General features: G+C 36.1%; 12 protein-coding genes, 2 pseudogenes and 1 riboswitch. Of the genes and pseudogenes, 4 read left to right on the forward strand and 10 right to left on the reverse strand.

What is annotated here, in order from left to right; translation table 11 throughout:
• Nucleotides 1-151: 151 nt before the first annotated feature.
• The 5 genes and pseudogenes from ACFXN8_RS09790 to ACFXN8_RS09810 all read right to left on the reverse strand — a co-directional run.
• Nucleotides 152-532 (reverse strand): annotated as a pseudogene (locus tag ACFXN8_RS09790) (LysE family translocator); the annotation flags it as partial.
• A 334-nt stretch (nt 533-866) separates the two neighbouring features.
• Nucleotides 867-2,057, reverse strand: coding sequence for an MFS transporter (locus tag ACFXN8_RS09795; protein ID WP_386844721.1), 1,191 nt, complete (start codon nt 2,055-2,057; stop codon nt 867-869).
• 370 nt (nt 2,058-2,427) lie between these two features.
• Nucleotides 2,428-2,835, reverse strand: a pseudogene (locus ACFXN8_RS09800) (amidase family protein); the annotation flags it as partial.
• A 69-nt stretch (nt 2,836-2,904) separates the two neighbouring features.
• Nucleotides 2,905-3,645 carry a tetratricopeptide repeat protein gene (locus ACFXN8_RS09805; protein ID WP_386844723.1) on the reverse strand — a complete coding sequence of 247 codons (741 nt, stop codon included), beginning with the start codon at nt 3,643-3,645 and terminating at the stop codon, nt 2,905-2,907.
• Between the two features lie 167 nt (nt 3,646-3,812).
• Nucleotides 3,813-3,992 carry a hypothetical protein gene (locus tag ACFXN8_RS09810; protein WP_386844725.1) on the reverse strand — a complete coding sequence of 60 codons (180 nt, stop codon included), beginning with the start codon at nt 3,990-3,992 and terminating at the stop codon, nt 3,813-3,815.
• Nucleotides 3,993-4,232: 240 nt separating this feature from the next.
• Here ACFXN8_RS09810 and ACFXN8_RS09815 point away from each other — a divergent pair, with 240 nt between their 5' ends.
• From ACFXN8_RS09815 to nspC, 3 genes are all read left to right on the forward strand, one after another.
• Nucleotides 4,233-4,439, forward strand: a complete 207-nt coding sequence (locus ACFXN8_RS09815) for a hypothetical protein (protein WP_376078803.1) — start codon at nt 4,233-4,235, stop codon at nt 4,437-4,439.
• 275 nt (nt 4,440-4,714) lie between these two features.
• Nucleotides 4,715-5,944: a saccharopine dehydrogenase family protein gene (locus ACFXN8_RS09820; RefSeq protein ID WP_386844727.1), complete on the forward strand. Its 1,230-nt coding sequence runs from the start codon at nt 4,715-4,717 to the stop codon at nt 5,942-5,944.
• On the forward strand, nt 5,941-7,080 hold the full coding sequence (gene nspC / locus ACFXN8_RS09825; protein WP_386844729.1) for a carboxynorspermidine decarboxylase: 1,140 nt from the start codon (nt 5,941-5,943) through the stop codon (nt 7,078-7,080). The genes ACFXN8_RS09820 and nspC overlap by 4 nt, the downstream gene beginning before the upstream one ends.
• 385 nt (nt 7,081-7,465) lie before the next feature.
• Here the strand turns inward: nspC and ACFXN8_RS09830 are convergent, their stop codons facing one another.
• A complete protein-coding gene (locus ACFXN8_RS09830; protein WP_376079105.1) occupies nt 7,466-7,687 on the reverse strand; it encodes a DUF4177 domain-containing protein in 222 nt (73 codons plus the stop codon).
• Nucleotides 7,688-7,817: 130 nt separating this feature from the next.
• Between ACFXN8_RS09830 and ACFXN8_RS09835 the strand changes: the two genes are divergently transcribed.
• Nucleotides 7,818-8,729: a copper amine oxidase N-terminal domain-containing protein gene (locus ACFXN8_RS09835; RefSeq protein ID WP_386844732.1), complete on the forward strand. Its 912-nt coding sequence runs from the start codon at nt 7,818-7,820 to the stop codon at nt 8,727-8,729.
• A 673-nt stretch (nt 8,730-9,402) separates the two neighbouring features.
• Here the strand turns inward: ACFXN8_RS09835 and ACFXN8_RS09840 are convergent.
• The 4 genes from ACFXN8_RS09840 to ACFXN8_RS09855 form a co-directional block, all read right to left on the reverse strand.
• On the reverse strand, nt 9,403-10,290 hold the full coding sequence (locus ACFXN8_RS09840) for an amidase (protein WP_376074128.1): 888 nt from the start codon (nt 10,288-10,290) through the stop codon (nt 9,403-9,405).
• A 43-nt stretch (nt 10,291-10,333) separates the two neighbouring features.
• A riboswitch (cyclic di-GMP riboswitch) is annotated at nt 10,334-10,424 on the reverse strand.
• Nucleotides 10,425-10,632: 208 nt separating this feature from the next.
• The gene (locus tag ACFXN8_RS09845) at nt 10,633-10,839 is read right to left on the reverse strand and encodes a DUF6366 family protein (protein ID WP_376074127.1); all 207 of its coding nucleotides are present in this window, start codon (nt 10,837-10,839) and stop codon (nt 10,633-10,635) included.
• A 321-nt stretch (nt 10,840-11,160) separates the two neighbouring features.
• Nucleotides 11,161-11,649 carry a chemotaxis protein CheW gene (locus tag ACFXN8_RS09850; protein ID WP_376074126.1) on the reverse strand — a complete coding sequence of 163 codons (489 nt, stop codon included), beginning with the start codon at nt 11,647-11,649 and terminating at the stop codon, nt 11,161-11,163.
• Between the two features lie 26 nt (nt 11,650-11,675).
• Nucleotides 11,676-12,791, reverse strand: a complete 1,116-nt coding sequence (locus tag ACFXN8_RS09855) for a M20/M25/M40 family metallo-hydrolase (RefSeq protein ID WP_386844735.1) — start codon at nt 12,789-12,791, stop codon at nt 11,676-11,678.
• Nucleotides 12,792-12,815: the final 24 nt, after the last annotated feature.

A 12,815-nucleotide genomic window follows, 5' to 3' on the forward strand; every position in this document is an offset into this window, starting at 1 on the left:
CCAGCTCCGCTTTGGTCACAAGGCTTTAGGAGTTAAAAGCAATTAACGTGGAGTTCGCACCAATCGCTTGATACGAAGGGTATTCTGTTATAAATTTATGCTTCTATACAGGTTTGTATAGTTTTGTCTAAATTTGTTGTAACAGTTTAGTTACCCAAAATACTAGATTTCCAGGCGAAATGGCAACGAGTAAACCATTCCGATAAGAAGTAAAAAATGATTTTGTCACTTTCTCTCCTGCAAGCGTAATATCATGATCAGCATTTTTGATAGAATCTAGTCCTAAAAGGAATAAAAATCCAGCCCCTATAATCCACATAGGGATTTGAATGATCGGCATTGCTAAAATGGAAGCTAGTCCCATATACAACGCAAAAACCAATACAATATCGATTGTCATTCCACCAAGTCCAACAGCCCAACCATGCATAAACCCATTTTTAAGTCCTTGCTTTGTCATTTCAACTGTAATAGCTCCAACAGGCATAGCAATCGCAAGTCCAACCAATACATACGCTACATATAAACTCAAATAAACACTTCTTTCAAATAAAGTAAGTTTCATACGTCCGTTTATAATTGCATTATAGCATAAAAATACATAAATAGAACATTGTACTAATATTTATTCAGGCGGTTTGATAATTCTCAAAGTTATTATTATTAATGTCTATTAATCCTGTAACAACCAAGTACAGCGCACATAACATAAAAAAACCACATACGATTACCACAAGATAGAAATCCTTATGTGTTCGTTTTATCATAAGGAAGTGTGAAAGTATACTGATTAAAACAATTAGACTCAGCCCAGCAATTATCGTTGTAGAATAAATTTCACTCATGGACGATTGCTCCTATCATTTTTATGCTGATTTCTTTTGTTTTTGGTCTAATAGATGACTAATGAAAGTTAGCAGACTTGCACAAACTGCAACTACTCCACCGACCCACGTTACATTCATCAAATTTCCTTGATGGTATACTATTCCGCCTAATGCAGAACCAAAAGCGATACCTACATTACTTGCCACTGGCATAAGTGAAGCAGCGAGTCCTGTAGCATTTGGATGATAAATTCCGGCGAGATCTATTAAATAAAGCTGAGTAGATGTTGTTAAGAGAATGGCCATTAAAGACATTAATCCAATGTTTATCAAACCTAAAATAAAATGATTTGTAGTCCAAAATAAAGTTGTCAGAACAACTGCTTGCACGAGAAAAACAAACCGAAGGCGACCGATTGCATTATGGTTGGCAATCTTACCAGCGAGAATGTTGCTGAAAATCGAGACGAATCCGTAACCAAATAAGATTAAACTAATTGAATTATTTGGTGCCCCCATTTCCTTCAAGATAGGAACTAGGTACGTAAAGACGACATAAGTTGCGCCGAACCCGAGAGCAGGAATGAAAAAAGCCATCAAAATTCGTGGCTTGGTCATTAATGAAAATTGATCCCGTATCGAACTCCGAGTTTGACTAAGGCTATTAGGTAAGACAAAAAAGGATGCCAAAAACGCCAATCCTCCTAAGAGAGTGGTTAACATGAAAGTGGCATTCCAGCCGTATCGTTCAGCGATCATAATACCAATTGGCACTCCAACTACATTTGCAAGTGTGAAACCGCCGAAAACGAATGATATAGCCAGTCCGCGTTTTTTAATCGGCATGGTTTCACTAGCAACAATCATAGCTAGAGAGATTAATACTCCTGTTACAATCGCTGTCATAATCCGAAGTGTAAGAAGCATGATGTAGCTCGTCGAAATTACGCACAAAGCATTCAAGACGATGAAAGTCCCTATTAAAAACAACATCCATTTACGCTTTGGAAAATGACTTGTTGCTGACATCACTAATGGTGTGGCGATGGCAAACGTGATTGCAAACGCAGAAATGAGTGTGCCTGCTTTTGCGTTTGTCATTTGAAGGCTTGAAGAAATATCTGTTAAGATTCCGACAATAACAAATTCGCTTGTTCCTAGAACAAACGTTAATAAAGAAAGTGTTAAAATGAGCAACCAATGTCGCTTGGATAATTTTGTAGGATGCATAAATACCTCTTTTCTTAGATGAATGTAAATGTGTCACATAGTAGATATACAACCTAAACATCATACCATAAAATTTTTTTGCGAGAAAAATCCTCCTTTAATCAAATAGAGGTTAATGATTACCAGAATTGACAAGGTTGTAGAAGACTATTTAAGAAAGTACACTTTAATTCTTTTGATAGCAGTAGGTATTAAAAAATATGTATGTAAAAACCTCATTTATTTACCTTATGGTGAACCGTATCATAAATAATAGAGGTTAGTTCAAGAACTAGTAAGTCGTTGTTATAACAACGTTTTAAAGGAATGTCGTACATGTCCGTAAAATACCAAAAAGTAGGTACAAGAAAAAATCTTGCACCCACTTTTTTTATGTTGTAGAAATTTCTGCAACTTCTGCGCCTACATGTACGGCTGGTTTACGATCTTTCCATGGCGCAGATTCTTCTAATTGTTTTCCAAGCTGTAGAAGGGTTAACTCATCTGCGAAGCGTCCTGTAAATTGCAGCCCGATTGGTAAGCCAGACGCACTCATTGCAAGCGGTAATGATAACGATGGTTGACCTGTTGCGTTAAATAAATTTGTAAACGGCGCGTATGTGAAGATTTGCTCTGTCCATTTAATTGCCGAGATAGTTGGATTATCTGCATTAAGCTCACCAATTTTAGCTGGTAATGTGCCGATTGTTGGGCTTAAAAGCACATCATAATCTTCAAAGAATGTCGCTACTTGACGTGATACAAGTGCATTCGTATTAATGGCTTCTAAAAGTGCGCTAGCTTTTAAGTCTTTGCCATATTCATAGCATTGCCAGCATACAACTTTTAGTACAGCTTCTCATTCCTCTTATAGCATTTGTTTTTTCCATTGTGACAGCACGTCATTGGATTTCGCAATGTCCACTTTTAATGCCACTTGTTTAGCAGAGCAACGCTTTTTAGCCTTTTCCCAAGCTTCTTCTAGAGCAGGTAAATAGCTTAAATTTTTTGTAGTTGCGACAAGCTGTAAAAAAATATTTCCTTGAATATAGTACCAGCGAGGGTTCATACTATCTAGCTGAATTGCTTCTTCAATAAGACGTAGTGCCAAATATGGACTGCCTTCATTGCGGCTCAAAAACTGTGCGAAGGCTCCCCAGTAAAGAGCTTTATTTGGCTGTAGTTTTATCGCTTCTGCATATTGCACAAGTGCTTTGTCATGCTCCTTAGCAAGTACAAAATATTCGGCCATTGTATAGTAAGCATTCGCTTGAGCCTCGACTGATCCAGCTAATAATTCATCTACTACTTTACCGAATTGCTTTTCATCCTCACTTCCTATGTATGCAGCAAGTACATCACGCTCTGGATAAGAGCCATCTGTTCGTTCAACACTTTGCTTCATTTTTTCAGTAGTAGAAATAGGCATATTTGCATAACCGTTCGCTTCCAACAATGCGACGTGCTGTTGAATGCCTAAACATGATTCATGTTCTGTAAACGCACTATTAGCTAAAAGTGCTTTGGCTAATTGATAGCTTTCTTTCATATGACCATTTAAAAATAACTCATTTATTTGTTGGACTTGCTCATCAAATTGTTTGATCACTATTTAAATCCTCACCTTCACCAAAAGAAAAGTCTTATAGGTATTTTACCATCTTTAAATCTAAAACAAACTAAATAGCAATAATTTTTCTATAATTCTCTCAATTATTTAGCACTACCTCCATAGCAAAGAACTATACTAGAATCACTTTTATTAAATTTCAATAATCAAAATGATTTATCACCAAAAGGATGATATTTTTCAAAACGTACGCTATGTAAATAAGTTGATTGGAGTGGAGACTGGGCGACTCCTCGGGGAAAAGCAATAGAGGAACGAAGGCTAAAAACATCACGTCCTGTGATAACGCCTTCGTGACCAACATCCTTTTGGCCCAAGCGGCTCATCAGACGCCCCCAGGAAGCTTTGCTCTGTGCGAAAGCGTAGCGACAGCAACAACAAATGTTTTCTGTAGCGAAAGCAAAGCGGCAGCTACAAAGCGCCCAGTCGGAACGGAAATCACCCCTACGTTATAGTGATAAGCCTCAAAATGAAAAAGGATTGGATAAAGTTCTGAATTATGAGATAATTGAAGTGTATTTTCATTTTTTGAGAACATGTAAACTATATATAGGAGGGCTTGTGCTATGAATAGACGATTTCATTTTGTATCGCTTATCATTGGGAATTTGTTAACACTAGGAGCTATTTTCATTTATGCTATGCAAAGTCAAGTGGATGTGGCCATCAGCACATATGCCCTTGTGATGGGGTTTTTAAGCACATTACTACTGATCTTTTTTTATTTATGGGGAGATGAAAAACAACAAATATCGAATCGTTTTTCTAAATAACTCGTGGGATTTTAAACTACAGTTTTGAAGTGACTAAATTTTTTCAAACGCTCATTGAACAAAAAAGTAATTTTTCCCCTTCTCTACATCCGTAGTTTAGGGATTTTTTTTCACGAAAAGCTTCTTTTTTCGTTGCATTCCCCTCTGAATACGCCAAATTATTGTTGAAAAATAAAAAATTTTGTATAAATTTAAAAAGAATGATTGAGTAGTAATTCAATTTTCTGTATAATCAGCTTGTTTGACAATACTTATATGAACTTGGGGGTAGACAATTGGGTAAAGCATTGATTATAGGAGCTGGCGGAGTAGCCAGTGTTGTGGTACACAAGTGTGTTCAAAATTCGGACGTATTTGAGGAGATTTGTATCGCAAGTAGAACTGTTTCAAAATGTGACGCTCTAAAAGAAAAACTAGACGGCGGAAAAACAAAGATTCATACCGCACAGGTAGACGCAGACAATACAGAAGAGGTTATTGAGCTTATTAAAGCCTTTGGACCAGAAGTTGTTATTAATGTAGCACTGCCTTATCAAGACTTAACAATTATGGATGCTTGCTTAGCGACGGGTGTACACTATGTGGATACTGCAAACTACGAGCCACCTGAAACGGCAAAATTTGAATATAAATGGCAATGGGCTTATAAAGAGAAGTTCGAAAAAGCTGGCTTAACTGCTTTACTTGGTAGCGGTTTTGACCCAGGTGTAACGGGCGTTTTCACAGCTCATGCACAAAAACATGAATTTGACGAAATCCACTACATTGATATTGTGGATGCAAATGCTGGTGATCACGGTTACCACTTCGCAACAAACTTCAACCCAGAAATCAACATTCGTGAAATTACTGCGAATGGTCGTTACTGGAAAGAAGGCGAGTGGGTTGAAACTGCACCACTTGAGAAAAAAGAGGTTTATAACTTACCAGAAATCGGACCAAAAGATATTTACCTTTTATACCATGAAGAACTAGAATCACTTGCTAAAAACATTAAAGGCTTAAAGCAAATCCGTTTCTGGATGACATTCTCTGAAAAATACTTAACACATTTAAAAGTATTAGAGAATGTTGGTATGACTTCTATCGAGCCTATTGAATTTGAAGGACAAATGGTTCAACCAATTCATTTCCTTAAAGCTGTACTACCTGATCCAGCATCACTTGGACCACGTACAAAAGGAAAAACTAACATCGGTTGTATTATTCGTGGTCTAAAAGATGGTAAGGAAAAAACTTATTATGTGTACAATGTGTGTGACCACGAGGAATGTTATAACGAGGTTGGTTCACAGGCAATTTCCTACACAACTGGTGTGCCAGCAATGATTGGTGCAATGCTTGTGATGAACGGCCAATGGCGTAAACCTGGCGTTTGGAATGTCGAAGATTTCAATCCAGATCCATTCATGGATGCACTAAATAAATGGGGTCTACCATGGCAAGAAAGCCATAATCCAGAATTACTTGACCTTGAGTTAGATGCAAAGGAATTAAGTCGATGAAGCCAATTGATTTCACAAAAGTTCCATCCCCTTCTTACGTAGTGGATGAACGATTATTAACAAAAAATCTAGAACTTTTAAAATCGATTCAAGATCGTACAGGCTGCCGTATTTTACTTGCCTTAAAAGGATTTTCAATGCATTCAACATTCCCATTAGTGGGTGAATATTTAGCAGGGATTACATCCAGCTCATTATTTGAAGCTCGACTAGGCTATGAAAAAATGGGCAAAGAAGTTCATGCCTATGCACCAGCTTACGTGGAGCATGAAATGGACGAGCTTCTTGGCTATGTTGATCATATTGTGTTTAATTCATTGAACCAATGGAATCAATATAAGGACAAAGTAAAATCTTCTGGTAAAACAATTGAATGTGGTATTCGTATCAATCCTGAGTACTCTGAAATTGAAACGGCACTTTACGACCCTTGCTACACGAATTCTCGTCTTGGCACAACTTTAGCCAACTTCGACAAGTCACAGCTTGACGGTATTGATGGCTTACACTTCCATGCTATGTGTGAGCAAAACTCAGATACGTTAGAGCGTATTATCCAAGTTGTCGAAGAAAAATTTGGTGATGTCTTACATCAAATGAATTGGTTAAACTTTGGTGGAGGTCACCATATTACTCGTGAGGATTATGATATAGAAAAGCTTGTGAATATCATTAATTACATTCAAGACAAGTATAACCTTCTCGTATATTTAGAGCCAGGTGAAGCTGTTGCACTTAATACAGGTTATTTAGTAGCAACTGTTCTTGATGTACAGAGAAACGGTATGGAGCTAGCAATTTTAGATACATCGGCAACTTGCCATATGCCAGACGTTCTAGAAATGCCATACCGCCCAATGATTATCGGTTCAGGTCAACCAAATGAGCTAGCTTACACATATCGCTTAGGCGGGCTTACTTGTCTTGCCGGTGATGTAATTGGTGATTATTCATTTGAACAACCTTTACAACCAGGCGATCGTCTAGTATTTACAGATATGGCGCATTACTCAATGGTGAAAAATCATATGTTTAATGGTGTAAACCTTCCATCTATCGTTTCTTATAACGATGAAGAAGGCATTAAAGTCATTCGTGAATTTAAATTTGAGGACTATAGTGGTCGACTTTCATAATACAAAGAAAATCCTCTCCAACCTATGGAATATAGGGTAAAAAGTATAATAAAATAAAACAGTATCTTATATTTAGAGAATTTAAGTTTGATTATATATAATCAAGCTTTATAATCAAACTTTTATTTGCATATAAAAATACATCCATTAAATCTTTATTGAGATAATGGATGTATTTTTAATTTTAGTCTTCACTTTACTTAAAGGCTGTTTTCTCAAAGATTATTGCTTCTGGTTTGTCTATCTTATTAAACTAAAGCACCCCGTTAGCCATCCATGAAGCACAAAAATCAGCACTTCACCACAGAAAATGAAAGATGATTAAGTTCTTTCATGGGAGTTTAAGTGTAATGTTTCACAAACTTTCATAACGAATGTTTTCTGTTTACTGTTTTATAGGTCTTTCAAAAATCAATTCATAGTATGACCCTACTGCAACTCCTGAAGTTGCAAAGTCAGGGGAGAAAATTTGAACAAAACGCCATCCTTGTTTTGCGTGATTTTTAATTACTTCTCGATAGTCTTCATTAGGTTTACTAGATAACTTTTTAAACTCTCCATTGTCTTGAAGTTTTTGCACCAGAACCATATTTGTTGCTTTGCTCAATTAATATATATATTCTTTTAAAATCTTGTTTTAACTGTATGTTTTTATCTGTTATTAAGTGTTACAATTACTTATAGTTTTCCACTTATTACCTTAATTGTACGTTGAAAAAAGATGGGGGAGATACAAAATGAAGAAAATAATGTCAGGGTTAGTATTAACGTTAAGTTTAGGTTTATTCCATTATTCATATGCAAGCGCAGGACCGCTAGTTAAATCAGAAGAGAATGTTAGACCAATAGAAATCGTTGCGAATGGTGAATTTATAAAGATGGATGTAGATCCTCTGATGGATAATAACCGTCTATTTGTTCCCATCCGAGCGCTTGCATCTCTTGGTCTTTCTTATAGTTTTAACTCAACGACTAGCGTTGCTACAGTTCAAAATAAAGAGGGAGATTATCTAAAAATAAGTGCAAATAGCAGCACTGCCTATAAAAATGACAAGGCTATTCAAATGGATGTACCTGCTCAAAATAGCAATGGCCGTATTCTTGTTCCTATCCGATTTGTCTCTGAATCCTTAGGGTACAAAGTTCAATATGAATCCATTCGCAAATTTGTTTTTGTTAACTCACAGGACTATTCGTTTGATTCAAAATTATTGTATCAGGATGACCTTCAAGCAGCGCGTAAAGCTGCTATCGCATTACCAATCAACAGGGATTTCATACCACTTGGTACATTAGATGGTTATCGTTTGCACCAATATACGTTTCCTCATGGAAGAGCAGACACTTACTATTTTAATGATGGAAATTATACATTTGTACAAATCAAAGATGGCGATGCAATAGCCATTGGACAATTATACCGGGAAAGAGGAAAACCATCTCAGGCAAGAGGGAATGTTTCACCCGAAATGAGTTTAGATAGAGACCCGTTTATGGAACCTTTTGATCATCGTAGTGTACTCTTTTTTGAGAACGATGATGGTATGGCTACAATAGTTTACCAGGAAGATAAAAATGAACAGGTAAAAATTAAAACAAAAATGAATATATATTCTGATATCATACAGAAACTTCCTGACCACAAATGAAGTAGTTGATTTAAATTTAAGATGGGACTGTCCCAAAAGGGGTATTTTAGCCAAAAATAAATAAAAAGAAAAAGACAGAAACATTGATTTAACAACGTTTCTGTCTTTTCAATTTTATGTGAATTTACTTCAAAAGGGACTTATGAGACAGCCTCATCTACTTAAGCATTAATACCAGCTTTTTTTAATGAAGCAGTCAAGTTACCGTTTGAGGTTGCATAAGTAAATCGTTGTGGAGTGGTTTGTTGAGTATAACCTGTTGGCCAGAAAATCTCATTTACTTTATCCGTTGGATCAAATAGTGTCCAAGGGTCTCCTCGTGTGACAATTATTATTAAATTATTCCTGCTGTAGTAATCTTTCTCTTAATTTAAGAAGTGATATAAACAGGATTTTCTTGATGTACCATAATAAATCCTTCTTCAACTAAACTGCTCCGTTAGTTGAAGAGCAACAATCTTTACGAAAACAGCCTTAAGTAAAGTGAAGACTAAAATTAAAAATACATCCATTATCTCAATAAAGATTTAATGGATGTATTTTTATATGCAAATAAAAGTTTGATTATAAAGTTTGATTATATATAATCAAACTTAAATTCTCTAAATATAAGATACTGTTTTATTTTATTATACTTTTTACCCTATATTCGACTAACTGGAGAGGATTTTTGTTACGGCTTCATATTCATCCAACTATCAACATGATGAATGGCAAAACCATTATAGCTTGTTTTATTGGCATACTGTTTATGAACTTGTGCTAACTGTTTATTCATATAGGCTTCTCCATCATCAAAGAAGGTAATATTTTCCCCTTCATCAGAGGCTCCTGTTTCTACACCAATAACAATTGATTTATTTACTTTTTTTGCATAGTTTATTTCATGTTCTACTATTTTAATAATGTCTTTAGCAGTATCACGATATGCCATTATTGAAACACTTTCCACTTGGTCAATGACCCAGTCAGCTAATAAACCTTGACCAAATTGGTTATTGTATGAAACTTCGTCAAACCAAAATGGCATATCAACTTCCAAAGGCAATTGTAATTGATCAGTATCCCCTTTCGCTCTAGTAAGGAGCGCTTGATAGAATTCAATCGTTTTTACTTGGTTCGAGCTCCAACCACTATTTAAGTAAGGCTCTACATCGAGATGAACTCCAGAAAATCGCTCTGTTGCTGCTGCATTATCATTATATGTATGTAACCAATCAAACAGCTGATCCTGCATTTTATAACCTTCTGCTGATACCCAGCTTGCAGAACCATCCAACGCATATACTTTTATACCTTTTGATGTAGCTTTATTGATAAAACTTTTGTAATAGTTACTTGCTATATCACTATTAATTTGTAAATATAATTTATTAACTTGTTTGTTTTCTAAAAATGAGAGTACCCCTGATTCATCTTCGACAATCTTTGCCGTATCCCATAACCAAGTTGCCTTTTCTTGCATGGCCTTTGCGTCTACCTTTCCCATTGATAATCCTAGCGTACTAACAATTGTTACTATAAAAACAATAATTGCTTTTGATAGTGAACGACTTACCATATAATCACATCTCCATTCTATTTGCCGAGGCTCATAGAACGAACCTGGCAACCTGACGATCATGCACTAAAAAATAGTGTTTAGACTCACGGCTTTGCGTCCTTCCCTTTCGGTGAAGTTTGCCTTTTACAGTAGTTTTCTTACCTTACATAATACGACGTTAGAATGGAGATGTCTGTAGGTAAAACGCATAATTTTGTTAACAATTTTTCAAATAAAATAATAGGAACACAGGTTATTTTTACTATATCAGAATAAAAACGTAGAAGTAATTATCTAGGTGAAGCTATTGGTGTAGCAATTAGGAATATAAAATGCAAAAAATTGGAAGTCAAAATTCCTTTAACTGAAGATTAATTTGTATGTAATGTATCCTATAAATAACACTAAAATTAATACTAGCGTCTCTTTCCAGCCCATACCATTTAAATTCCCACTGTTTCCTCTATTTACTCCATCATTTAGAGAACCCGTAGGATTGTTTTTTAATTCACTTTGTCTTAAACGCTCCCTTTTTTCTTCTGGTGTTTCCTTTTTCTTTGAATCCATGTGACAAATACCTCCCTAAAATATTTATTTACTTATTTATACTATAGATAGATATATTCATAATTATGCTTAAATCAATTATGCCTTGGCATAATTGCGTCCGGAGTCGAAGCGGCTCATCGGACGCCCTAGGAAAACACCTAGCCGGAACGGAAATCAACCACACATTGTGGTTATAGGCTTAAAATTCAACATCGAGTATTCATTATCCTTTTACTACTTGGAAAAAGAAAGACAGAATCACAAATTTGTAATTCTGCCTAAAACATCAACTATGATGTGTAAATTATTGTATTGAATTAATTCTTAATTATAAAAAACTCAAGCCTCTACGTTTTCTTTTTCATTTTCAAGCATTTTGTGCAAATAATTAATTATTTCACGTATACCTTCTAATGAATTCACAAGTATTTTCGGGTCCACGTATGTGATCATACGATTTTCAAGATTTGCCACAGCTGTAAAGTAGCGAGTTTTTGAATAATTGACAAGTCCCATCTGCTTTAAAACCGTCTCATCAAAATCAAGAATTTCACGAGCTTCTGTTACAAGTAATCCATAATTTACAACATCCGTGTTTAACACAATAATCCGTGCTGTTGCAGCATTAGAGGAACGATTATAAAGAATACGCTCAAAATCAAGTACAGGCACGAGCTCGCCACGAATTCTTGTGAAACCCAGAAGATAATTAGGTAAGTGAGGAATCGGTGTTACTTGCTCTAACTTTTCAATCGAAATCGCCTGTTCCACAGGCACTGCATATTCCTCTGTACCACAAGCAAAAACTACTGCCTTTACACTTTCCATGCTTTCACATCCTTCGATTTTTGTTGTTATTTTTTCGCAGACTCTTTGACGATTTCAACAAGTAAATCTGCTAATTTCTCTAATTCTTCTACTGGGATTTTTTCATTTGTTGTATGAATGTCCTCGTACCCAACAGAAAGATTTACTGTAGGGATGCCAAAGCCCGCAATAACATTAGCATCGGAACCTCCGCCTGAGATACCAAGCTTTGGTGTACGATCGATGTTGTGTACAGCTGCCATTGCCACTTGAACAACTTTATCTGATTCTGTTACACGGAATCCAGGATACATTAGCTTCACTTCAACTTCAGCCTTTGCACCTAACGAAGCAGCGACTTGCTCAAACGTCTCCTGCATATGCTTAGTCTGTTCATCTAGCTTCGCTTTGTCGATTGAACGAGCTTCTGCAAGAATCGTTACTTCATCACACACAATGTTTGTTGCCTGACCACCCTCAAAGCGACCAATATTTGCTGTTGTTTCTTCATCTAATCGACCTAGCTTCATTTTTGCGATACATTTGGAAGCAACTGTAATCGCAGAAATTCCTTTTTCTGGAGCAACACCAGCATGCGCTGTTTTCCCAATTATTTTAACGGAAATCTTCGCTTGGAATGGAGCTGCTGTGACAATTCCTCCAACTTTTCCATCACTGTCTACTGCAAAGCCATACTTTGCTTTAATTTTAGATGGATCTAACTCTTTAGCGCCAACGAGTCCACTTTCCTCGCCAGCTGTAATAATAAATTCAATATCACCATGTTCAATGTTTTGCTCTTTTAAGCGTTTAGCCATTTCAAACAATGTAGCAAGACCAGCTTTGTCATCAGCACCTAAAATAGTTGTACCATCTGAAACGATATAACCATCTTCACGTAGAGATGGTTTAATCCCTTTACCTGGGACAACTGTATCCATGTGAGAAGTAAAATAAATTGGTTCGATATCTAATGAACCCTTTAGTGTAGCAAGTATATTACCTGCTCCATGCCCGTTTCGAGTATGTGCATCATCTTGTTCTACTGTAAAACCAAGCGCTGTTAATTTGTCGATTAAAATCGGCGCAATCACTTCTTCGTGTTTTGTTTCTGAATCGATTTGTACGAGCTCAAAAAACTCTTCTACTAAACGACTTGTCATGTTGTAGGACTCCCTTAGTTTACG

Origin of the sequence: Lysinibacillus sp. NPDC059133, assembly GCF_042755925.1 — a bacterium.
GTDB lineage: Bacteria > Bacillota > Bacilli > Bacillales_A > Planococcaceae > Lysinibacillus.

Bases quoted from the DNA above. Each gene is read 5' to 3' on its own strand.
- ACFXN8_RS09795 (WP_386844721.1), bottom strand. From the start codon at position 2,057: ATGCATCCTACAAAATTATCCAAGCGACATTGGTTGCTCATTTTAACA.
- ACFXN8_RS09810 (WP_386844725.1), bottom strand. From the start codon at position 3,992: ATGAGCCGCTTGGGCCAAAAGGATGTTGGTCACGAAGGCGTTATCACA.
- ACFXN8_RS09815 (WP_376078803.1), top strand. From the start codon at position 4,233: ATGAATAGACGATTTCATTTTGTATCGCTTATCATTGGGAATTTGTTA.
- nspC (WP_386844729.1), top strand. From the start codon at position 5,941: ATGAAGCCAATTGATTTCACAAAAGTTCCATCCCCTTCTTACGTAGTG.
- ACFXN8_RS09835 (WP_386844732.1), top strand. From the start codon at position 7,818: ATGAAGAAAATAATGTCAGGGTTAGTATTAACGTTAAGTTTAGGTTTA.
- ACFXN8_RS09840 (WP_376074128.1), bottom strand. From the start codon at position 10,290: ATGGTAAGTCGTTCACTATCAAAAGCAATTATTGTTTTTATAGTAACA.
- ACFXN8_RS09845 (WP_376074127.1), bottom strand. From the start codon at position 10,839: ATGGATTCAAAGAAAAAGGAAACACCAGAAGAAAAAAGGGAGCGTTTA.
- ACFXN8_RS09850 (WP_376074126.1), bottom strand. From the start codon at position 11,649: ATGGAAAGTGTAAAGGCAGTAGTTTTTGCTTGTGGTACAGAGGAATAT.
- ACFXN8_RS09855 (WP_386844735.1), bottom strand. From the start codon at position 12,791: ATGACAAGTCGTTTAGTAGAAGAGTTTTTTGAGCTCGTACAAATCGAT.